The organism is Brucella sp. TWI432, assembly GCF_039674445.1.
GTDB lineage: Bacteria > Pseudomonadota > Alphaproteobacteria > Rhizobiales > Rhizobiaceae > Brucella > Brucella chromiisoli.
Window position 1 is genome coordinate 326885 of the sequence record NZ_JBDJNL010000001.1, and the last position, 21169, is coordinate 348053.

Sequence of the window (21169 nt, forward strand, 5' to 3'; positions counted from 1 at the left end):
TACAAAAATTATGGGATATAATTTGCAGCTTTTAGGAATTAAAATCCTCAAAATCTGTTTTTTGAGAAAAAGTGATGCTCCGCGTGATTTGCGCGCGCAAGCCCGTTTCTTATAAATTCTAAGCAGTCCGGGGATAATGCCAGCAGTCTTAAAAAGGATACTGCTGTGGCTCTTTCGTCCCAACGACTTCTGGCTGATTTTCCTGCTTTCTTCCGTGTTTCGGAAGAGGTGGTTGTTGTCGTCGGTGGTGGCGAAGAAGCGCTCAACAAAGCACGGCTCGTGGCCCAGACGTCCGCTCGTTTGCGCATCATTGCGCAAGAGCTTGAACCAGCCTTAGCGAGCTTTATCGAAAGCCACAGTTCGGAACATGTTTCTCAATCTTTCAGCGCTGATCTGCTTGAGGGCGCGAAGCTGGTTTTTGTTGCCACGGGTAGCGAGTCTCAGGATCGCGCAATTGCAGCACAAGCGAAGGCGCAAAAAATCCCGGTCAATGTTGTTGATCGTCCGGCACTCTGCGATTTTCTGACCCCTGCCATCGTCAACCGTGCGCCGATTGCAATTGCCATTGGCACCGAAGGCTCGGCTCCGGTTCTGGCGCAGATGGTGCGTGCGCGCATTGATGCGGCCTTTTCACCACGCCTTGGTGAACTGGCGCATTTTGCCGAAAGCTGGCGTCCGCTGGTCGAAAAGATTTTACCAAAAGGCCTGGCACGCCGCAGTTTCTGGCGCGGGTTCTTTTCCGGTTCCGTTGCGCGTGCTGTTGAAAATGGCGACCGCGAGGAAGCCTATAAAGCTGCAAATGAATTAATTGAGCAAAGAGAACATGCTGCCGGTTATGTCTGGCTGGTTGGTGCTGGTCCGGGTGCAGAAGATCTGCTGACCCTGCGCGCACACCGCGTTCTGATGGAAGCCGATGTCATTGTGCATGACGCACTGGTGCCGGAAGGCGTAATCGCCATGGGCCGCCGCGATGCGGAACGCCTTTCAGTTGGCAAGCGCAAGGGGTGCCATTCCAAGAGCCAGAGCGAGATCAATGAACTGCTGGTGAAACTTGGCCGTGAAGGCAAGCGTGTAGTGCGTCTCAAAGCAGGCGATCCGCTGGTTTTTGGTCGTGCGGGCGAAGAAATGGCAGCATTGCGTTCAGCTGGTATCGGCTTTGAAATCGTGCCGGGCATAACGTCTGCTTTCGCAGCCGCTGCCGATATGGAACTGCCGCTCACCCTGCGTGGTGTGGCCTCCTCACTGGTGTTCACGACTGGGCACGATATGGCAGGTGATGTGCTGCCGGGCTGGGCCAAGCTTGCAGTCTCAGGCGCAACAATCGCCGTCTATATGGGAGCAACGGTTGCAGCCTCGGTTGCAAGCCGTCTGATCTCTGCGGGTCTGCATGAAGACACGGCGGTGGCTGTTGTTGAGAATGCCAGCCGGAAGGATAAGCGGCTGTTCCATGGAACATTGAAAGATCTGCCATCGCTGGAAGAGCGCAAAGAGCTTGCAGGTCCAGTCATGGTTATCATCGGCGATGCTGTTGCAGGTGCCGCTATCGACAAAGCAGAAGCATTGGCGCGGAAGCCTGTGCCAGTGGCAGCTTAAATCAGGAGTTGGGAAAATGGTTGTAAAAGTTCTCACCGCAAACCGGCTCATTGATGGACAGGCCGTGTGGCTTGGCGCTGACGGATCATGGCAGGAAACCATTGAAGGTGCGCTGGTTGCGCGCCACGCGGAAGCCGTCTCAGCGCTTGAAGAAGCGGGTAAGGTTGCCGCGAAAGCCAATCTGGTTGTCGATGTGAATGTGATTGATGTCGAAGAGCGCGACGAAGGGCTTTATCCCATTCGCCTGCGCGAGCGCATCCGGCTCTCCGGCCCCACCATTATTACGCTTGGTCAGCCATCACTGAAAATTGCTTCCTGATCTGAATATCGGAAATCACTATGTATCGTTATGATGAATTTGACCGCGATTTTGTTGCGGCCCGTGTTGCACAGTTCAAGGATCAGGTCGGGCGTCGCCTTTCTGGCGAATTGACGGAAGATCAGTTCAAGCCGCTGCGTTTGATGAACGGTCTTTATCTGCAATTGCATGCCTATATGCTGCGTGTTGCGATCCCTTACGGCACATTGTCGAGCCGCCAGCTGCGCCGGCTTGGCTCCATTGCGCGGGATTATGATCGGGGTTTTGCCCATTTCACGACCCGTCAGAATGTTCAGTACAACTGGCCAGCCCTGAAAGATGTGCCGCAAATTCTCGAAGAGCTTGCCGAAGTCGAAATGCACGCAATCCAGACTTCCGGCAATTGCATTCGTAATGTGACCGCTGATCATTTTGCGGGTGCTGCTGCCGACGAAGTTGCCGATCCGCGCCCCTTTGCAGAAATTCTGCGTCAGTGGTCGTCGCTGCATCCGGAATTTTCCTATCTGCCGCGTAAGTTTAAAATTGCGATTGTTGGCTCCGAACATGATCGTGCGGCCATTCAGGTGCATGACATCGGCTTGCAGCTTAAAAAGAATGAAGCGGGTGAACTTGGCCTCGCCGTCTATATTGGCGGCGGGCAGGGGCGCACGCCAATGGTCGCGAAGAAAATCCGCGATTTTCTGCCGGTCGAAGACATGCTGACCTATGTGACGGCGATTGTCCGCGTCTATAATCTCTATGGTCGCCGCGATAATAAATATAAGGCCCGCATCAAAATCCTCGTGCATGAAACAGGCGTCGAGCCGCTGGTTCAGGAGATTAACGCTGAATGGGAACAGATCCGTTACAGTGATTTGCGGCTGCCGCAGCGCGATATCGATGCGATTGAAAGCTATTTCCGGATGCCGGATCTGCCGCAGCGTCCCGAAGGCTGGGAAATACTGGCGGTCACGCAAAAGGCGGATGCAGATTTTGCCGCCTGGACACAGCGCAATGTTACCCCGCACAAGAACCCGGATTATGCCGTCGTCACGATTTCGCTGAAACCGATTGGTGGGATTCCGGGCGATGCCAGCGCTGAGCAGATGGAGTTGGTGGCGGATATTGCGCAGACCTATTCGGCTGATGAAATCCGCGTCAGCCATGAGCAGAATCTGGTTCTGCCGCATGTGGCCAAGGCTGATTTGCCGGCCGTCTATGATCTGTTGCAATCGGATGGTCTGGTGACGGCCAATGCCGGTCTGATCACCGATATTATTGCCTGCCCCGGCCTCGATTATTGTGCGCTGGCCAATGCGCGGTCGATTCCCGTCGCGCAGCGTATTTCAGAGCGCTTTGGGGATCAGCAGCGACAGCTTGAAATCGGTGATCTCAAGATCAAGATTTCCGGCTGCATCAATGCCTGTGGTCATCACCATGTCGGCCATATCGGTATTCTGGGCGTTGAGAAGAAGGGCGAAGAACTTTATCAGATCACGCTTGGCGGTTCCGGCGATGAGCATACGTCGATTGGCGACATTACTGGACGCGGCTTCTCATCCGAAGAAGTGGTCGATGCGATTGAAACCGTTGTCGATACCTATCTTGGGCTTCGTGAAAATGCGGATGAAACCTTTATCGCTGCCTATCGCCGTGTTGGTATGGAGCCGTTCAAACGCGCGCTCTATGGCGAGGTGAGCCGTGCAGCTTGATGCGGATGAACGTGCTCAGGCGCAGGCCCGTTTGCTGGAGGCAAGCCATGGCGCTTCGACCCCGCAGGAGGTGATTGCGCTCAGCATGCGAGAATTGTTCGAAGGCGGAATTGCTGTCGTTTCATCGTTTGGTGCGGAATCGGCTGTGCTGCTGCACATGATTTCTAAGGTTGATCCGGCCATCCCGGTTCTGTTTCTCGATACGGGCAAGCATTTTCGCGCAACGCTTGATTATCGGCATGATCTTGCAGAGCGTCTGGGTCTTCTCGATGTGCAGGATATTCTGCCGCTTGAGGAAAGCGTGAAAGCGGATGATCCGTTCGGCGCATTGTCGATGACGGATAAGGATCGCTGCTGCTTCATTCGCAAGGTGGAGCCGATGGCGCGCGCGGTCGCCCCTTATCGTGCATGGATGACGGGCCGGAAGCAGTTTCAGGCTTCGACCCGCAATGCTTTGCCGGTTTTTGAATCGGTCGGCTCGCGCATTCGCATCAATCCGCTTGCGCGCATGAGTTCGGACGATTTGCGTGCCTATGCGCAATCCCATGACCTTCCTGTGCATCCGCTGACAGAACAGGGCTATCGGTCCATCGGCTGCATGCCCTGCACACGTCCAGTCAATGATGGTGAAGATCAGCGCGCCGGACGCTGGGCTGGATCGGAAAAGACCGAATGCGGCATCCATCTGACCGGCCTCACGGACAGCTTGAAAAACCTTGGAGCTTTGGACCAGAAATGAGCGAAACCAAACTTTGGTCCGAGCAGGGCTTTCGTGAAGACCATTATATTTTTGCGGATGATCTTGAAGCCGCAGGCGATGCACCCGCAATCATCATCCCTCTGGCCATCTGGCTGGGGCTTGATGAAGAACTGCTTCGCGCCTCCAATCGCCGCATTGGTGTTTTGGTTACGCCGGGCGAGAAGATCGAGCCACTGCTTGATCGTCTCGATAGTCTGCCGGTGATTGCCCTGCAATTTCCAGCTTTCAACGATGGTCGCTCTTACTCAAAAGCAGAGGTTTTGCGCCGCGCAGGTTTTGCGGGTGAATTGCGTGCAACGGGCGACGTGTTGATCGATCAGGCAGCTCTTATGCTGCGCACGGGTTTTGACAGTCTGCAAGTGACCAACAAAGTCGCACAAACCCGCCTTGGCGAACAGCGACTTGTGGATACGCCCGGCTATTATCAACCCGGTCGCGGTTCGGTGCAGCAGGAGGGTGGATTCGCCTGGCGGCGTGTTAAATCGCAGGCATAAGCGTTTTGTGGTTTTGCTTGTCGGCTTGATGAGGTAGATACGCGTCAATAATTTTTGGAGACATGACGTGATCCGCCACATTGTTTTCTTCAGCGTTAAGCCTGATCAGGATGTCGAAACCGTCCGTAAGGGTCTGGAGCAGTTGGGCACCATTCCTTATTCGGACGTATTTGAAGTTCTGCCGAATTCGAAGGTAGACCCGATGGGCAACGCGATTGACCTCGTTGTTTATGCCGAGTTCAAGGATGAAGAAGCGCTTTTCGCTTATAAAAACCATCCGACCTACGACGCAGCCACGCAATATGTGCGCCCGATGCGTGAACTGCGTTTTTCTGCCGATATTGTGAGCGACAAGAGTTAATCAATCTGCGGTGGTGCCTGCAACGGCAGGCCACCAAACAAGTCTGGTTCGAGCGATGTTCTGGCGCGTTCGATATTGAGCAGACGCAGCTTGGTCACTGTGCCTCCAGCAGCCGAAAAGCCGCCGATCTTGCCATTGGACCCCAAAACCCGATGGCAGGGCACAATGATCGGAAATGGATTTTTGCCAAGCGCATAGCCAACGGCCTGCGAAAGACTGACATCGCCAAGCCTGCGTGCGATTGCGCCATAGGTGATGGTCTCACCCGCTTTCAGTTTCAGCAGGATTTCATAGACTTTTCGGTTGAGGTCCGGCACAGAATCAAGCGCCAGCGGCGTTTGCGAAAAGTCTGGATCGCCACCTTCAAGCAGCACACGAACCTTATCGATAGTTTCCGCGACATAAGGGGGCGGGTTGGATACCTCTGTATCCGAAAAGCGCGACTGAAGCCGATAACGCGTTTCGTTTTCATCGGCATCGCCGATTTCCACGCCGATTATTTTGCCCTCATGCCAGGCCATGCCACACGGGCCGATAGGCGTGTCGAATATGTTGATACCGGTCGAATCCATGAACAACGATATAGCATAATTCGCAACAATTGCTGCGGATGGTGTTGCGAAATGGTTGAAGAACGCAGCAAATAATGATTGTGTGGAAACAGCCGCCATGGGCGCGACCATGGGTCATGTCTTTAAATGGCCAGATGATTGAGCAATACCTTCCGGCGCGCGTTTGATGTGATCGGAACGAGGAATTTGAGATGGACGATTACGAACGCTATGCCACAGGGCTGATGATCGTTTTTGGTGCGCTGATTGTCGGCGCGCTGATGGCAGCCAATCTTTATCATGGCGACAAGCCCGGCTTTCTTTTCGCACTGGGTGCGGCGGTGGTGGGCTGGTTCTCTGCCTTTGCCGTGCTTTTTGATAAGCCGCGCGTTTATGGCGTCATGATCGCTATCGCCATCGGTCTCGTCGCTGCTTCGATTGGTGCTTTCGTAACCTGATTTTTGCGATATATGCTCATAAAAAGCCCCGGATTTCCGGGGCTTCTTTGTTTAGATATATGGTGAGTAGCACTGGCGGCGTGGGCCGTAATTGGGCTGGAACGTATTGTCGTAAGCCCGATAAGACCGATAACGGTTATAGCACCAGCGTACATGCGCATTGCCGCCGCCGCGATAGACTGGTGCCGGGCGATAGCGCGGTGGGTGATGACGGTAGCGTGGCGGTGGTGGCCCCCAATTCCGGTAATGCGGCCTGTATCCATCCCGATAACGCGGGTGATGGTGTCGCCAATGACGGCGGTCTCCACGATAATCGTAATATTGAACATTCTCGATTGGAGCCTGTGCACCATGGCTGACGGCTGGGGCTGTAAGTGTTGTTGGTTGCGCAGCATTGGCGCTTGCAGTTACACCAGGCACGCCTATGCCGAGTGACAGACATGCTGCGAAAAAGGAAGATGCAAATTTCTTCATCGGTTTCTCCCTGATAAAGTGGCTTTTATCAACGTCCCTGACGTGATTTTGCTCCCGCAATGTGGCGGGTAGGTGGCTCACAAAACTCACTTTTTCTTCAAGCTGGCAACAGTTCGGTGAAGGTGGACACGTTCGCTCAAAGCGCGCCGTCATAATTGACATAAAGATATGTTTATGTCATTAAGCGGTTCTTATATGCGGCCCGTTCGCTCAGAGCGATCAGGCATGCGCCCAAGAAAGCAATCTGCGCATCGCGTTTTCAGAAAATCCTTTGCGGATTTCGGGTGGTGTTGTAGCGATGAATCGTATCAGAATACAGGCGGTAATCCCCTATGACGTCTTCCCTTGATAATCTTTTTGGTTCAACGGCAGCAAAGCCGGACGGTTCGGAAGTGCTTGCTGCGCTGACCCAGGCCGCAAGTGAGCGCATTCTGATTCTCGACGGGGCCATGGGTACGCAGATTCAAGGGTTAGGCTTTCACGAAGAGCATTTTCGCGGCGAGCGCTTCGGCGCCTGCGATTGCCAGCTTCAGGGTAACAACGACCTTCTGACACTCACCCAGCCAAAGGCGATTGAAGAAATTCACTATGCTTATGCCATGGCTGGCGCTGATATTCTTGAAACCAATACATTTTCTTCGACGACGATCGCGCAGGCTGATTATGGCATGGAAGATGCCGTCTATGAGCTGAACCGTGATGGCGCGCGCTTGGCACGTCGCGCAGCAATTCGTGCGCAGCAAAAAGACGGTCGCCGCCGCTTTGTTGCTGGTGCCTTGGGGCCCACAAACCGGACTGCATCGCTGTCACCGGATGTCAACAATCCCGGCTATCGTGCGGTCACTTTCGATGATCTGCGCCTTGCCTATGCCGATCAGATCCGCGGACTGATTGATGGCGGCGCCGACATTATTCTGATTGAAACGATCTTCGATACGCTCAACGCCAAGGCTGCGGTTTTTGCAGCCGAAGAAGTGTTCCTTGAGAAGGGCGTGCATCTGCCGGTGATGATTTCCGGCACGATCACCGATCTTTCAGGACGCACACTTTCGGGCCAGACGCCAACGGCGTTCTGGTATTCATTGCGCCATGCCAAGCCTTTCACCATTGGGTTGAATTGCGCGCTTGGCGCCAATGCGATGCGCGAACATCTCGCAGAAATTGCTGGCATTGCCGATACATTTGTCTGTGCCTATCCGAATGCTGGTCTACCGAATGAATTCGGCCAGTATGACGAAAGCCCGGAAGCCATGGCAGCCCAAATCGAAGATTTTGCGCGCGTAGGTCTCGTCAATGTGGTGGGCGGGTGCTGCGGTTCAACGCCGGATCATATCCGCGCAATTGCCGCAGCTGTTGCCAAGCATCCACCACGCAAGCCGGTCAAGGTGCCGCCACTGATGCGCCTGTCGGGCCTTGAGCCTTTCACGCTGACCAAGGATATTCCTTTCGTTAATGTTGGCGAGCGCACCAACGTCACGGGCTCGGCCCGTTTCCGTAAGCTGATCAAGGCGGGCGATTATTCGACAGCGCTTGATGTGGCGCGTGATCAGGTGGAAAACGGCGCGCAGATCATCGACATCAACATGGATGAAGGTCTGATCGACTCGCAGCGAATCATGGTTGAATATCTCAACCTGATTGCGGCAGAGCCGGATATTGCGCGCGTGCCGGTGATGATCGACAGCTCTAAGTGGGACGTGATTGAAGCTGGCCTGAAATGCGTTCAGGGCAAGCCCATCGTCAATTCGATTTCGCTCAAAGAAGGCGAAGAAGCCTTCCTGCATCATGCGCGTTTGGTGCGTGCTTACGGTGCGGCAGTTGTCATCATGGCATTTGACGAAACCGGACAGGCGGACACGGAAGAGCGCAAGGTCGAAATCTGTACCCGCGCTTATAAGATTTTGACCGAGCAGGTGGGCTTCCCGCCCGAAGACATCATCTTCGATCCGAACGTCTTTGCGGTTGCGACCGGCATAGACGAGCACAATAATTATGGCGTCGATTTCATCGAAGCCACGCGCAAGATTACCGAGACCTTGCCGCACGTCCATATTTCGGGCGGCGTCTCAAACCTGTCTTTCTCGTTCCGCGGCAATGAGCCGGTGCGCGAAGCAATGCACGCCGTCTTCCTTTATCATGCCATTCAGGTTGGCATGGATATGGGCATCGTCAATGCGGGTCAGCTGGCGGTCTATGACACGATTGATCCCGAATTGCGTGAAGCCTGCGAAGATGTGGTGCTGAACCGCCGCGATGACGCAACGGAGCGACTGCTCGAAATCGCTGAGCGTTTTCGCGATAGCGGAACCAAGGAGGCCAAGGCTCAGGATTTAAGCTGGCGCGAATGGCCGGTTGAGAAACGTCTTGAACATGCGCTGGTCAACGGCATTACCGAATATATCGAAGCCGATACCGAAGAAGCGCGGCAGGCGGCTGCACGTCCGCTGCATGTTATCGAAGGCCCGCTGATGGCTGGGATGAATGTGGTTGGCGATCTGTTCGGTTCGGGCAAGATGTTCCTGCCGCAGGTGGTTAAATCCGCTCGCGTGATGAAGCAGGCAGTGGCTGTGCTTTTGCCTTACATGGAAGAAGAAAAGCGCCTGAGCGGTGGTGAAGGTCGCCAGAGCGCCGGTAAGGTGCTGATGGCTACCGTGAAGGGCGACGTGCATGACATCGGCAAGAACATTGTCGGCGTGGTCCTCGCCTGCAACAATTACGAGATCATTGATCTCGGCGTGATGGTGCCAGCGCAGAAAATCCTCGAAACTGCAAAGGCGGAAAATGTCGATGTGATCGGCCTTTCCGGGCTGATTACACCATCGCTGGATGAGATGGTGCATGTGGCGGCTGAAATGGAACGCGAAGGCTTCAATGTGCCGCTTTTGATCGGTGGCGCTACGACCAGCCGTGTGCATACGGCGGTAAAAATCCATCCGCGTTATGAGCAGGGACAGGCGGTCTATGTGATTGATGCCAGCCGCGCAGTGGGCGTTGTCTCCAATCTGCTGTCGCCTGAAAACAAGGATGCCTATGTTGAAGGTATTCGTGCTGAATATGCCAAGGTCGCAGCCGCGCACGCCCGCAACGAGGCGGAAAAGAAGCGTCTGCCGCTGGCTCGCGCACGCGAAAACGCCCACAAGCTCGACTGGGACAACTACACGCCGCCAAAGCCGACCTTCCTTGGCACCAAGACCTTCGAGAACTATGATCTCGCAGAGATTGCGCGTTATATCGACTGGACGCCATTCTTCCAGACATGGGAGATGAAGGGCCGTTATCCCGCCATTCTTGAAGATGAAAAACAGGGCGAAGCAGCGCGTCAGCTATGGGCGGATGCGCAGGCCATGCTTGCAAAGATCATCGATGAGAAGTGGTTTGCACCGCGTGGCATAATCGGTTTCTGGCCTGCCAATACGGTGGGTGATGATATCCGTCTCTTTACCGATGAAAGTCGCAAGGAAGAGTTAGCCACCTTCTTCACATTGCGCCAGCAATTATCAAAACGCGATGGCCGTCCGAATGTCGCCATGTCCGATTTTGTGGCCCCTGCCGATAGCGGCAAGCAGGATTATGTCGGCGGCTTCGTCGTCACGGCAGGCATTGAGGAAGTGGCAATTGCCGAACGCTTTGAACGCGCGAATGACGATTATTCGTCCATTCTTGTCAAAGCACTGGCTGACCGTTTCGCCGAAGCCTTTGCCGAACTGATGCACCAGCGCGTTCGTAACGAGTTCTGGGGCTATGCGCCGGGTGAAGATCTGTCGAATGACGATCTGATCCACGAGCGTTATGCGGGTATTCGTCCGGCACCGGGCTATCCGGCACAGCCTGACCATACCGAAAAGAAGACGCTGTTCGAACTGCTCGATGCAACGGCTCAAACTGGTGTCGAGTTGACGGAAAGCTATTCCATGTGGCCGGGGTCATCTGTGTCAGGCCTCTATATCGGCCACCCGGAAAGCTACTATTTCGGTGTTGCAAAGGTGGAACGTGATCAGGTCGAAGATTATGCGAACCGCAAGGGCATGAGCGTTGAGGAGGTCGAGCGCTGGCTTGGCCCGATCCTCAATTACATTCCCGGTCAGGCACCGGAGCCGGTTGAAGCGGCAGCCTAGCGCATTTCCAATGTTTCAATCAAAACAGGAATGACTTCGAACCCGAAATGAGCGCAGAGAGTTGCTTCAAAGTGATGCGCATTTCGGGAAAGATGCGCGTTAAAATAAATGATTAAAGTGCTTAATTACTCCAATCAGATTGAAGCCATTCTAATCTAGGTCGAGCGGCCTGATGCAGAAGAGCATCAGTTCCTTTTTATGTTCGGAGATTCTGGTCTATCTGCTCGGCTCGTTTGTCAAGAAATCTCGAAAACGAAAAGCATTTCCTTCACCCTGTCTCCCCATATTTAAGCAAATGACCCTACATCCATCTCGTTAAACGAGAGCATAATTCTTTTTGGAGTGAAACGAGGTGCGATAAAATTATGCTTAAAATTAAAGGATTTATCGAGAATCTCTGTTTCAATTAGAATGGAATTCTCCTTGAGAAGGTTTTTTCCGCATATATTAAAGATATACTAATTTAGATCTTGCGATGCGTAATATTTGTATTTGTATTTACTAAAGTCCGATAATATCTGTAATAAATAATTGTTTTATGTTATTATCTTAGGATATTATAATATTTATAGGTAGATGGTCCGAGAATCATATGTTATGTTGAACAGGTGGCTTACGGTATTGTGGTCTATAAACACACATACGGGTTCCGGCGCCATAGAATCCTAAAAAAATTGATATTTGTTTTTCCTGGCCGATCCATTCGGCCCAGAATGTGCCTGCTTGAATAAAATTCACGTGAATAATCCGGTTCATCGAAACAATATTAGGATTCCAGCTATGAATTGCGAAGTTTTTTACGACACGCTTCAGTCATCTGATAGTGCGGATGATTTGTTCGAGCATATCAAGTCCTATGCAGCACAGTTGGGCTTTTCCTACGTGTCTTATGCAATGTGCGTACCGTCTCTTGATAGCATTTCGCGCTGGATACGCTATGAGACGACGCCAATGGCTTGGCAGAAACATTATGCTTTAAAGAAATACGTCGAAATTGATCCCGTTGTGCGCCGTGGAATGAACAGCATTGAACCGCTGGTATGGTCGCAAAGGCTGTTTGCGGAAGCACCCCAGATATGGGCGGACGCGCAGGAGTTTGGTCTGCGGTCGGCTATTTCGCAGCCAAGCTGGGCAGCGCAGGGCGTTTTTGGGATTCTCACATTTCTGCGGGAAAAGCCTTCACTTTCAGAAGGTGAGGTCTCCATGCTGCGCAGACAGATGCAGGTCGTTGCCAATCTTCTCCATCTCGCTATGTATGAGCATCTTGATGTGCCAAGCATCAATTGTGTAGGCGAGGTTAATCTCACCGCGCGCGAACGTGAAATTCTGCGTTGGACAAGCGAAGGCAAGACCGCCGAGATTATCGGAACAATTCTCAGCATCTCGACCCGAACAGTCAATTTTCATATCAGCAATGTTCTCTCCAAACTTGTTGCGGTCAACAAGGTGCAGGCCGTAGCCAAGGCACGCACTTTTGGTCTTCTATAACGGCTCTTAATCCTTCGGCGGTTTGGTCCGAAGGATGTTCATGCCCTTCAGAATTTAGCTTAATACTATAAAATTTGTAGTATTTTCCGTAACTTGAGCCAGGATTTGACTTTTCGCTTCAGCGCAAGTTTCTTCCTCCAACGGGCTTAAAACAGGCACGTTTTCGCTTAACGCCCTCGCAATACGCGATAGCATACTTTTCCTTTTGTTCTGTCTTTCACGACAATGCGCTCACAGTGGCTTAGCCACATCTGCGCCGGACCAAGGCTCGCGCCATCCTCCCGCCAGTTTATTTAAGATTAAGCCGGTTTCCCGGGAGAAACAGACGTGCATCATGCATCCCTGACCAAAAACCTGACGCATCTTCAGCGCCTGGAAGCAGAAGCAATTCATATTTTTCGCGAAGTTGCCGCGACCTTTGAAAATCCGGTCATGCTTTATTCGGTGGGCAAGGATTCCTCCGTTATGCTGCATCTGGCGATGAAGGCATTCTATCCCGCGCCTCCGCCATTTCCCTTTTTGCATGTCGACACGACCTGGAAATTTCGCGAAATGATCGAATTTCGCGATGCGCAGGCGCGCGAAAAGGGTTTTGAGCTGCTTGTGCACATCAATGAAGATGGCGTTCGCGATGGTGTTGGCCCCTTCACGCACGGATCAAACGTTCATACCCACATCATGAAGACGGTTGGTCTCCGTCAGGCTCTCGATAAATACAAGTTTGATGCCGCCTTTGGCGGTGCGCGCCGCGATGAGGAAAAGTCGCGCGCCAAGGAGCGCATTTTTTCATTCCGCAATATGCAGCACGGCTGGGACCCGAAGAACCAGCGGCCGGAAATGTGGAAGATCTACAATACCCGCATTGCAAAGGGTGAATCGATCCGCGTTTTCCCGCTTTCCAACTGGACCGAGCTCGATATCTGGCAGTATATTTTGCAGGAAAATATCCCGATTGTGCCGCTCTATTTTGCAGCAAAGCGCCCTGTGGTCGAGCGCGACGGCATGTTGATCAAACTTGATGATGACCGCATGACTTTGCGCCCCGGCGAAACGGTCGAGGAACGGCTGGTACGCTTCCGCACACTTGGCTGTTATCCGCTGACGGGCGCGATTGAATCACGTGCCACCAATCTTTCTGACATCGTTGAAGAAATGCTGATCGCCCGTACATCCGAGCGTCAGGGCCGCGCCATTGATCGCGATGAAGCGGGTTCCATGGAAAAGAAGAAGCGCGAGGGCTATTTCTGATGAACGCCTTATTAGAGTCTTCTGTAACAAGTGCAGCTGTGAGCGATTTTCTCGCCGATCAGGAACGCAAGACGCTGCTCCGTTTTCTGACCTGCGGTTCGGTCGATGATGGCAAATCCACGCTGATCGGGCGGTTGCTTTATGACACCAAGCTGATCTTTGAGGATCAGCTGGCGACGCTGAAAAATGACAGCCGCAAATTCGGCACCACCGACGACGACTTTGACTTCGCGCTGCTGGTCGATGGTCTGGAAGCCGAACGCGAGCAGGGCATCACCATCGATGTGGCCTATCGCTTTTTCTCAACGCCGCGCCGCAAATTCATCGTGGCTGATACGCCAGGCCATGCGCAATATACGCGCAACATGGCGACGGGCGCGTCAACCGCTGATCTGGCGGTGGTGCTGATCGATGCACGGCAGGGCGTGTTGACACAGACACGCCGTCACAGCTTCATTGCTTCGCTGTTGGGCATCCGGCATATCGTGGTGGCGGTCAACAAGATCGATCTGGTTGATTTCTCGCAAAGCGCTTTTGCCAGCATTGTCGCTGATTATATGAGTTTCGCCAAAGATTTGGGCTTTGCCAGCATTCAGGCAATACCGCTCTCGGCACGCTTTGGCGATAATGTCAGCAGCCATTCCCCACGAATCCATTGGTATGAAGGGCCGTATCTGCTCGAACATCTGGAAACGGTGCGTCTTGATGGGGATGCAGTCGGCAAGCCTTTTCGCTTTCCGGTGCAATATGTGAACCGGCCAAACCTTGATTTCCGGGGCTTTTCCGGCACCGTTGCCTCGGGTTCGATTGCTGAAGGCGATACGGTCGTGGTCGCAAAGTCGGGTAAGCAATCGAAGGTGAAACGCATTGCCACCTATGACGGCGACTTGGCCCGTGCAACCGAAGGGCAGGCGGTTACGATTGTGCTGGAAGACGAGATCGAAGTCTCTCGCGGCAACATGCTTGTGGGTGCAGAATCGCGCCCGGAAGTGGCCGACCGTTTCAGTGCCAATATCGTCTGGTTTGGCGAAGAAGTCTTGCAGCCAGGGCGCTCCTATCTGCTGCGCACCGAAACCGACCAGACGCCGGTGACGATCAGCGAGATTAAATATCGCACCGATGTGAATAGTTTCGCGCGAGAAGAGGCGACACGGCTTGATTTGAATGAAGTTGGTCTTTGCCATCTTCAAACAGCGGATCAGATTGCTTTCGACCCCTATTCGGACAACCGCGTGACGGGTGCTTTCGTGCTGATTGATCGTCTCACCAATGCGACGGTGGGCGCTGGTATGATCAAAGAGGCGCTGCGTCAGGCAACCAATGTGCATTTGCAGGCTTTCGATCTTGATAAACAGGCGCGTGCAGCACAGAAATTTCAGAAACCTGCGGTACTTTGGTTCACGGGCCTGTCAGCATCGGGCAAATCCACCATTGCCAACCGGCTTGAACAGCGGCTTCATGCGTTGGGCAAGCACACCTATTTGCTGGATGGCGATAATGTCCGTCATGGCCTTAACAGCGATCTTGGCTTCTCTGATGAAGACCGGGCCGAGAATATCCGCCGCGTTGGCGAGGTCGCGGGGCTTATGGCCGATGCCGGGCTGATCACGTTGGTTTCATTCATTTCGCCGTTCCGCTTCGAACGTGACCGCGTGCGTTCGCGCTTGAATGATGGTGAATTCATCGAAATCTTTGTCGATACGCCGATTGAAGAATGCATGGCGCGTGATCCAAAGGGGCTTTATGCGCAGGCTCTGCGTGGCGAGATCAAGGCTTTCACCGGCATCGATTCGCCCTATGAAGCGCCGTTTTCGCCGGAGCTGCATCTTCACACCGCAGGTCGCGACATTGACGAACTCGTTGCGGAGGTGGAAAAGTATCTGGCCGAGCGCGGTGTGATCGGCAGCTATGGCAGTGATTCCTGGTCGATTTGAGAAATGACAACAGCAACCTTCCCCAAAGCCGATCCAAACAGCAAAGCTTTGCTCAAAGTACTTGAGGATACAGCCCTTGAGGCTGGTCGTGTCATTATCAAACATTACACGGATGGCTGTGCGGTTCATTCCAAGAAGGATCAATCGCCGGTAACGGAAGCAGATCACGCGGCAGAAGCGATTATCCTTTCTGCCCTTGCGTCTTTCGCATCGGGCATTCCGGTGGTGGCCGAGGAAGAAGCCGCCGCAGGGCGTCTGCCAGAACAGCTGGGTGAGACATTCTTTTTGATTGATCCGCTTGACGGTACGCGTGAGTATCTGCTGCGTAATGGCGATTTTACGGTGAATATCGCACTCATTGAGAATGGCGTGCCGGTGCTGGGCCTCGTCTATGCCCCGGTGCGCAACCTGCTTTATGTGGGTGGCCGTGACGGTGCGCAGGAAGTGGTGACGTCCGCCGATCATCAGATTATCAGCAGGCGTCCGATTGCTGTCCGCATTGCACCGCCTGAAAAGGTAGTGGTTTGTAGCCGCTCTCACCTGACGCCTGAAACAGAAGAGTTTCTGAAACGCAATCACGGTGGCAAATGTGTTTCTGTCGGCTCATCACTCAAATTCTGCATGATCGCACGTGGCGAGGCTGATCTTTATCCACGCTTCGGTCCGACGATGGAGTGGGACACGGCAGCCGGTGACGCCGTTCTGCGCGCGGCAGGTGGCATGACGACGACATTTGATGGCAAACCGATGATCTATGGCGCGCGTTCTGATGGAACGGTCAAAGGTTTTGCGAACCCGGATTTTGTGGCTTTTGGCGCAGGAGAAGCACCTGTTTTTGCATCGATAAGCCAGCTAATCAGGTGACAGGCAAAAATAGCTGAAAAAAAGCGGGATGTTCCCCTTGCGGGTTCAAAAGAGCGGCGCTATAAGCCGCTCACAGCCGGACGATAGAGTCTTGGTTTTATGGTCGCGGAGCGTAGCGCAGCCTGGTAGCGCACCTGATTTGGGATCAGGGGGTCGGAGGTTCGAATCCTCTCGCTCCGACCATTTTCTCCCCTTCGACATGCCCTCAAGCATTTCCTGTTTTCACTGGATCATTGGAAATGCCCTATCTATTTATTTTCACGCATTATCCCACGCAAAGCCGCTTCGCACTTTTGCTGGAAATGCTCTAGTTTGATTTGCCGAAGACTGACATCCGCATAAACTCCCCGTTATATTCAGCGATTTCGACCAACCTGGGCCTGTCGAGAATTTCGACTTTTGACGCCTTGAATATTAAAAGTCCCTCTTCGCGCAGTTCGCGCAGCATGCGGTTGAGATGAATTGGCGTTAATCCAAGCGCATCAGCCAGCTGATATTGCGTCAAGGGGCAGTAAAACGCGTCCGGTTCCTCGCTCATACCGCAGGCACGTACGCGGTCTGCCAGCTCCAGCAAAAGATGTGCTGTGCGGACAAAAGCGCTCCGGCATCCGACATTGGTCAGATGCTCCACCAGCATAGCGCGTTGTCTTGAGAGCATTTCAATGAAGATCATGCCGAGCCGCGGCATTTTCCAGATGGTTTCTCCAAGCGACGTCAGCGGTATCTCGTAAGCTGACATCGGGGTGATTGTCTTAATCGTGTTGTAACTATAGCCGTCAGCGGTTCTCAGCCCAATAAAATCACATCGCATCGGAAAGTCGATGATCTGACGTTCGCCACCCGAAAGGTCACGATAAACACATCCCCAGCCTGAACGCACCAGATGGATGCTGCGGACCGACGCACCCTGATTGATGATGACGGCATCGGCCGGGTAACTGGCTTCGGTGATTGTCAGTGACAGAAGAGTTTCTTTTTCCTGCAGGTTGAGTTTGGCCAGAATTGGAGGCGATTCCAATAAGCTGACCAAGCCGTCAATCATGAGGGCTGTGGTGTTTTGGTTCCCACTTTGCATCCGCCGCCTATGCCCCACGAAAGTTATAGAATTTATAACTTTCAGTTCCCGAAGTCGTTCTTATGGTCAGCTTATTTTTTTATAAAACGCTAACATAAGTTAATGACACGTTTATTTAACAATAGCAATATTTAGACCAGTCTTCATCATGATTAGCAATAAAAACCAGAATAAACTGTCGTAGTTTTTGTCATGCCTAGTGTTTTGCGTTGAATGCAAACCTGAGTAACAGGGGAAACTAAAGCAATGTTTGAAGTTAGGGAACTGTCTTTATGGGCCGCCCCCGATGGGGCAGGGAATGGAACTTCGGTTATCGGCGGCGCAAGAATAAGGGACCGAGAATATGCGGCCGGTTTGCCTGTGCAGAGCGAGCCTCATCTGATGCTGGTCTGCAAAAGCAATCTGGAGCGTGAGTGCCTCTTCAATGGGCTGGTGATGAACGGGTTTAAACTGCCTGTTGTCAGCTATGCCGCAGTCGATAAGAATATGCCGTTAAACGGCGCAATCGTCGTTCTCATGCATATTGGTTCTAAGCGGCTTGCTGATCCTTTTTTTTCTGACGAAATTGAGGCGACAGTCAAAGCCTGGCATCCGATACCCGTTGTCCTTCTTGCTGAGCGCGAAGAGTGGCAGCAGGTACTCCGTGCTATGGAACTGGGCGCGCGCGGTTATATCCCAACATCGGTCGATATAAAGATTTGCGTGGAAGCGATCCATCTTGCAATGGCCGGTGGCATGTATGTGCCTGCATCCATGCTCATGAAACCTGCGGCGCAGAATATGGATGATGATGTGCTGGGGGAACTGCTGACTGCGCGTGAGGTTGAGGTCGTTCATGCAATCAGGGTAGGAAAGTCCAATAAAATTATCGCTTTTGAACTTGGAATGAGCGAAGGCACGGTAAAAGCGCATGTTCATAATATCATGCGAAAGATCGGGGCTGCAAATCGAACGGAAGTTGTCTGCAAGCTCCATCAGATGTATGGAACTCAATTGAACGCAGAATGAAGGCCTGTCCAATATTCGAACATGAATACACAAACAAAAAATGCGGTATTATCCAACAGCTGCATTTTGACGGAGTCGCGTTGTTTGAGGAAACGAGTATATTTTTCAAAATTCGAATAAGTTAGGTTTATGCGCACCCAGAAGAAAGAGTAGGGTGTGTGTCTGATGGATTGTAAAAATCAACAAGCGGTGTGGAGAGACAATGAGTTTCTCCCTGATTTTTCATCAAGCGGTTGCTTTCTTTAGCAAAACAGCGAAATTACGAACCTGTTATAAGAACAATTCTGTTGCCGGGAACAAAATGCAGCTTACCCCTCGTCACAATGCAATTCTGGATATCGCCCGCAGGCAGGGGCAGGTTCTCGTCGATGATCTGGCGAGTGTTTTCGATGTAACGCCGCAGACGGTGCGCAAGGATCTCAATGATCTGTGCAAGGCGCGTTTGCTACGGCGCATTCATGGTGGTGCGCTTTATCCATCCGGCGTGGAAAACATGGAATATGAAGCGCGGCGCCGCATTGCAGCGCATGAAAAGGAGCTCATCGGTCGTGCGGCCGCTGAAATGATTCCCGATGGTGCGTCGCTGTTCATCAATATCGGCACGACCACCGAGGCTGTCAGCCACGCGCTCATTGATCATAACAATCTGATGGTCATCACCAACAACATCAATGTCGCCAATACCCTGCGCGTTTATCCCGAGATTGAGGTCATTATTGCTGGCGGCGTTGTGCGTGCGTCCGATGGCGGTATCGTCGGGGAGGCGGCGGTTGATTTCATTCGGCAGTTCAAGGTCGATTACGCAATCATCGGCGCGTCGGCAATCGATGAGGATGGTGCGCTGCTGGATTTTGATTTCCGCGAAGTGAAGGTGGCACAGGCGATCATCGCCAATGCGCGCCACGTCATTCTGGTGAGCGACTCAACCAAGCTGGAGCGAGCAGCGCCCGTTCGTCTCGGACATATTTCGCAGGTTCACAGCTTCATCACTGATCGATGCCCCTCACAGCAATTGCGCGATTTGTGCCGTGAAAATGAGGTCGAACTCATCGAAACGGTGAAAGAAGCCTTCGCAGAACAGAAAGAATCGTAGTTTCGTTTCATTTTCGTTTTGCTTTCGTATTAAATCAATTATATTCGCTTTGGTGATCGGAGAGGATCTTCAGGTTTCGCCATGGCACAAGATAAAATATTCGACATTTTCGTAATTGGCGGCGGCATCAATGGATGCGGCATCGCAAGAGACGCGGTTGGTCGTGGCTTTAGCGTTGGGCTTGCCGAGATGAACGATCTGGCAAGTGGCACCTCGTCGCGTGCCACAAAGCTCATTCACGGCGGTTTGCGCTATCTGGAGCATTACGAATTCCGCTTGGTGCGCGAAGCGCTGATGGAGCGCGAGGTGCTTTGGGCCAACGCGCCGCATCTGATCCACCCGATGCGTTTTGTGTTGCCTTATCATAAGGGCGGAGTCCGCCCGGCATGGCTTTTGCGTCTTGGCCTGTTTCTCTATGATCACTTAGGTGGCCGCAAGAAGCTGCCAGCCACGCGCACACTTGATATGCGCACCGATCCCTCGAGCGCACCGTTGAAGCCGCTTTTCACCAAAGCTTTCGAATATTCCGATTGCTGGGTGGATGATGCGCGCTTTACAGCGCTGACTGCGCGCGATGCGGCTGATCGTGGTGCGATGATCCGCACGCGTGCAAAGGTGGTCTCGGCGCGCCGCGACCATGAAGCATGGACGGTAACGCTTGAAAACACAGATACAGGACTGCGCGAAGAGTTTCGTTCGCGTCTCTTGGTCAATGCTGCCGGTCCATGGGCGGATAAGGTATTGGAAGGTGTCGAAGGTGATCGCCAACTGCACAATGTGCGACTGGTGCAGGGCAGCCACATCGTGGTGCGTCAAAAGTTCTCCGACCCGCGCTCCTATTTTTTCCAGAACAATGATGGCCGCATCATCTTCGCTATTCCTTATGAGGATGATTTCACGCTGATTGGCACCACAGATCAGGATTATAAGGGCGACCCGGCCAAAGTCGCAATCAGCGACCAGGAAACCGATTATCTCTGTGCTGCGGCAAGCGAATATTTCCGCGAGCCGGTGCGCAGAGAGGATATTGTCTGGACCTATTCCGGCGTGCGCCCGCTCTATGATGACGGGGCCAGCAAGGCACAGGAAGCAACCCGCGATTATGTGCTCAAAGAAGATGCGCCGCAGGGTGCCGCACCACTGATCAATGTGTTTGGCGGTAAGCTGACCACAGCCCGCAAACTGGCCGAACATATGCTTGAGAAGATCGAGCATCATCTGGGCAAAAAGGGCGCGCCATGGACCCATGCAGCCTCTCTGCCGGGCGGTGATTTTGAAGCAACGACTTTCGATCAGGAGCTTGAAAAGCTAAAAGCGGATTATCCGTTCTTGTCAGCACCCCATGCCCACCGCCTGTTTAAGCTTTATGGAACCCGCGCGCGCGTTCTGCTGGGAAAAGCGACGTTATTGGCCGAGCTTGGACAGCATTTTGGCAGCGATCTTTACGAGACTGAAGTGCGCTATCTCATGGAGCATGAATGGGCGCATACGGCAGAAGATATTCTCTGGCGCCGTAGCAAGCTTGGCTTGCGTTTGAGCGTAAACGAGGTTGCTGCTCTCGAAACTTTTATCGAAGCTACCAAAGTCGCGTAACCGTTCGCTTGCAACCTGTCCTATAAAAAGTCATTATCCTTCCATTCGGC

General features: G+C 52.9%; 18 protein-coding genes and 1 tRNA gene. 16 read left to right on the top strand and 3 right to left on the bottom strand.

The genetic code is table 11. The annotated features are described in order from the left end of the window. Positions 1-165 precede the first annotated feature (165 nt). The 6 genes from cysG (at position 166) to ABE527_RS01550 (ending at position 5218) form a co-directional block, all read left to right on the top strand. Positions 166-1593 carry a siroheme synthase CysG gene (gene cysG / locus ABE527_RS01525; RefSeq protein ID WP_499695873.1) on the top strand — a complete coding sequence of 476 codons (1428 nt, stop codon included), beginning with the start codon at positions 166-168 and terminating at the stop codon, positions 1591-1593. Between the two features lie 16 nt (positions 1594-1609). After that, positions 1610-1912: a DUF2849 domain-containing protein gene (locus ABE527_RS01530; RefSeq protein ID WP_265982744.1), complete on the top strand. Its 303-nt coding sequence runs from the start codon at positions 1610-1612 to the stop codon at positions 1910-1912. 20 nt (positions 1913-1932) lie between these two features. After that, on the top strand, positions 1933-3603 hold the full coding sequence (locus ABE527_RS01535) for a nitrite/sulfite reductase (protein WP_499695874.1): 1671 nt from the start codon (positions 1933-1935) through the stop codon (positions 3601-3603). After that, the gene (locus ABE527_RS01540) at positions 3593-4342 is read left to right on the top strand and encodes a phosphoadenylyl-sulfate reductase (RefSeq protein WP_499695875.1); all 750 of its coding nucleotides are present in this window, start codon (positions 3593-3595) and stop codon (positions 4340-4342) included. The genes ABE527_RS01535 and ABE527_RS01540 overlap by 11 nt, the downstream gene beginning before the upstream one ends. Beyond that, complete coding sequence (locus tag ABE527_RS01545) at positions 4339-4857, top strand: DUF934 domain-containing protein (RefSeq protein ID WP_265982749.1); 519 nt, start codon at positions 4339-4341, stop codon at positions 4855-4857. The genes ABE527_RS01540 and ABE527_RS01545 overlap by 4 nt, the downstream gene beginning before the upstream one ends. A gap of 67 nt (positions 4858-4924) precedes the next feature. Next, positions 4925-5218: a Dabb family protein gene (locus ABE527_RS01550; protein ID WP_499695876.1), complete on the top strand. Its 294-nt coding sequence runs from the start codon at positions 4925-4927 to the stop codon at positions 5216-5218. On the opposite strand, the gene ABE527_RS01555 is transcribed toward ABE527_RS01550, so the two are convergent. Then, positions 5215-5790 (bottom strand): methylated-DNA--[protein]-cysteine S-methyltransferase, encoded by a 576-nt coding sequence (locus ABE527_RS01555; RefSeq protein WP_265983826.1) that lies wholly within the window; start codon positions 5788-5790, stop codon positions 5215-5217. The two genes, ABE527_RS01550 and ABE527_RS01555, sit on opposite strands and share 4 nt — an antisense overlap. A gap of 191 nt (positions 5791-5981) precedes the next feature. Between ABE527_RS01555 and ABE527_RS01560 the strand changes: the two genes are divergently transcribed. Next, a complete protein-coding gene (locus ABE527_RS01560; RefSeq protein WP_134153770.1) occupies positions 5982-6227 on the top strand; it encodes a hypothetical protein in 246 nt (81 codons plus the stop codon). 51 nt (positions 6228-6278) lie between these two features. Here the strand turns inward: ABE527_RS01560 and ABE527_RS01565 are convergent, their stop codons facing one another. Next, positions 6279-6701, bottom strand: a complete 423-nt coding sequence (locus ABE527_RS01565; RefSeq protein WP_265982754.1) for a BA14K family protein — start codon at positions 6699-6701, stop codon at positions 6279-6281. A gap of 332 nt (positions 6702-7033) precedes the next feature. Between ABE527_RS01565 and metH the strand changes: the two genes are divergently transcribed. The 6 genes from metH (at position 7034) to ABE527_RS01595 (ending at position 16533) form a co-directional block, all read left to right on the top strand. Then, positions 7034-10816 carry a methionine synthase gene (gene metH, locus ABE527_RS01570; protein WP_499695877.1) on the top strand — a complete coding sequence of 1261 codons (3783 nt, stop codon included), beginning with the start codon at positions 7034-7036 and terminating at the stop codon, positions 10814-10816. Positions 10817-11596: 780 nt separating this feature from the next. Further along, positions 11597-12304 carry a LuxR family transcriptional regulator gene (locus tag ABE527_RS01575; RefSeq protein WP_499695878.1) on the top strand — a complete coding sequence of 236 codons (708 nt, stop codon included), beginning with the start codon at positions 11597-11599 and terminating at the stop codon, positions 12302-12304. 327 nt (positions 12305-12631) lie between these two features. Continuing rightward, on the top strand, positions 12632-13552 hold the full coding sequence (gene cysD, locus ABE527_RS01580; RefSeq protein ID WP_499695879.1) for a sulfate adenylyltransferase subunit CysD: 921 nt from the start codon (positions 12632-12634) through the stop codon (positions 13550-13552). Then, the gene (gene cysN / locus ABE527_RS01585; protein ID WP_499695880.1) at positions 13552-15486 is read left to right on the top strand and encodes a sulfate adenylyltransferase subunit CysN; all 1935 of its coding nucleotides are present in this window, start codon (positions 13552-13554) and stop codon (positions 15484-15486) included. Before cysD ends, cysN begins: the two co-directional genes overlap by 1 nt. Positions 15487-15489: 3 nt before the next feature. After that, the gene (cysQ, locus tag ABE527_RS01590) at positions 15490-16350 is read left to right on the top strand and encodes a 3'(2'),5'-bisphosphate nucleotidase CysQ (RefSeq protein ID WP_499695881.1); all 861 of its coding nucleotides are present in this window, start codon (positions 15490-15492) and stop codon (positions 16348-16350) included. A 106-nt stretch (positions 16351-16456) separates the two neighbouring features. After that, positions 16457-16533: transfer RNA gene (locus ABE527_RS01595), tRNA-Pro, on the top strand. Between the two features lie 124 nt (positions 16534-16657). On the opposite strand, the gene ABE527_RS01600 is transcribed toward ABE527_RS01595, so the two are convergent. Beyond that, positions 16658-17425 (bottom strand): Crp/Fnr family transcriptional regulator, encoded by a 768-nt coding sequence (locus ABE527_RS01600; protein ID WP_499693340.1) that lies wholly within the window; start codon positions 17423-17425, stop codon positions 16658-16660. A 246-nt stretch (positions 17426-17671) separates the two neighbouring features. Between ABE527_RS01600 and ABE527_RS01605 the strand changes: the two genes are divergently transcribed. The 3 genes from ABE527_RS01605 to glpD all read left to right on the top strand — a co-directional run bounded on the left by ABE527_RS01605 (position 17672) and on the right by glpD (position 21119). After that, a complete protein-coding gene (locus ABE527_RS01605) occupies positions 17672-18433 on the top strand; it encodes a response regulator transcription factor (protein ID WP_265982764.1) in 762 nt (253 codons plus the stop codon). Positions 18434-18734: 301 nt separating this feature from the next. Continuing rightward, positions 18735-19526, top strand: a complete 792-nt coding sequence (locus tag ABE527_RS01610; protein WP_265982765.1) for a DeoR/GlpR family DNA-binding transcription regulator — start codon at positions 18735-18737, stop codon at positions 19524-19526. 81 nt (positions 19527-19607) lie between these two features. Next, positions 19608-21119, top strand: coding sequence for a glycerol-3-phosphate dehydrogenase (gene glpD, locus ABE527_RS01615; RefSeq protein WP_499695882.1), 1512 nt, complete (start codon positions 19608-19610; stop codon positions 21117-21119). Positions 21120-21169: the final 50 nt, after the last annotated feature.

What these genes read in the sequence shown, in the direction of transcription:
- ABE527_RS01530 (WP_265982744.1), top strand. Translation starts at nt 1,610, where the DNA reads ATGGTTGTAAAAGTTCTCACCGCAAACCGGCTCATTGATGGACAGGCC.
- ABE527_RS01535 (WP_499695874.1), top strand. Translation starts at nt 1,933, where the DNA reads ATGTATCGTTATGATGAATTTGACCGCGATTTTGTTGCGGCCCGTGTT.
- ABE527_RS01545 (WP_265982749.1), top strand. Translation starts at nt 4,339, where the DNA reads ATGAGCGAAACCAAACTTTGGTCCGAGCAGGGCTTTCGTGAAGACCAT.
- ABE527_RS01555 (WP_265983826.1), bottom strand. Translation starts at nt 5,790, where the DNA reads ATGGATTCGACCGGTATCAACATATTCGACACGCCTATCGGCCCGTGT.
- ABE527_RS01560 (WP_134153770.1), top strand. Translation starts at nt 5,982, where the DNA reads ATGGACGATTACGAACGCTATGCCACAGGGCTGATGATCGTTTTTGGT.
- ABE527_RS01565 (WP_265982754.1), bottom strand. Translation starts at nt 6,701, where the DNA reads ATGAAGAAATTTGCATCTTCCTTTTTCGCAGCATGTCTGTCACTCGGC.
- metH (WP_499695877.1), top strand. Translation starts at nt 7,034, where the DNA reads ATGACGTCTTCCCTTGATAATCTTTTTGGTTCAACGGCAGCAAAGCCG.
- ABE527_RS01575 (WP_499695878.1), top strand. Translation starts at nt 11,597, where the DNA reads ATGAATTGCGAAGTTTTTTACGACACGCTTCAGTCATCTGATAGTGCG.
- cysN (WP_499695880.1), top strand. Translation starts at nt 13,552, where the DNA reads ATGAACGCCTTATTAGAGTCTTCTGTAACAAGTGCAGCTGTGAGCGAT.
- cysQ (WP_499695881.1), top strand. Translation starts at nt 15,490, where the DNA reads ATGACAACAGCAACCTTCCCCAAAGCCGATCCAAACAGCAAAGCTTTG.
- ABE527_RS01600 (WP_499693340.1), bottom strand. Translation starts at nt 17,425, where the DNA reads ATGCAAAGTGGGAACCAAAACACCACAGCCCTCATGATTGACGGCTTG.
- ABE527_RS01605 (WP_265982764.1), top strand. Translation starts at nt 17,672, where the DNA reads ATGTTTGAAGTTAGGGAACTGTCTTTATGGGCCGCCCCCGATGGGGCA.
- ABE527_RS01610 (WP_265982765.1), top strand. Translation starts at nt 18,735, where the DNA reads ATGCAGCTTACCCCTCGTCACAATGCAATTCTGGATATCGCCCGCAGG.
- glpD (WP_499695882.1), top strand. Translation starts at nt 19,608, where the DNA reads ATGGCACAAGATAAAATATTCGACATTTTCGTAATTGGCGGCGGCATC.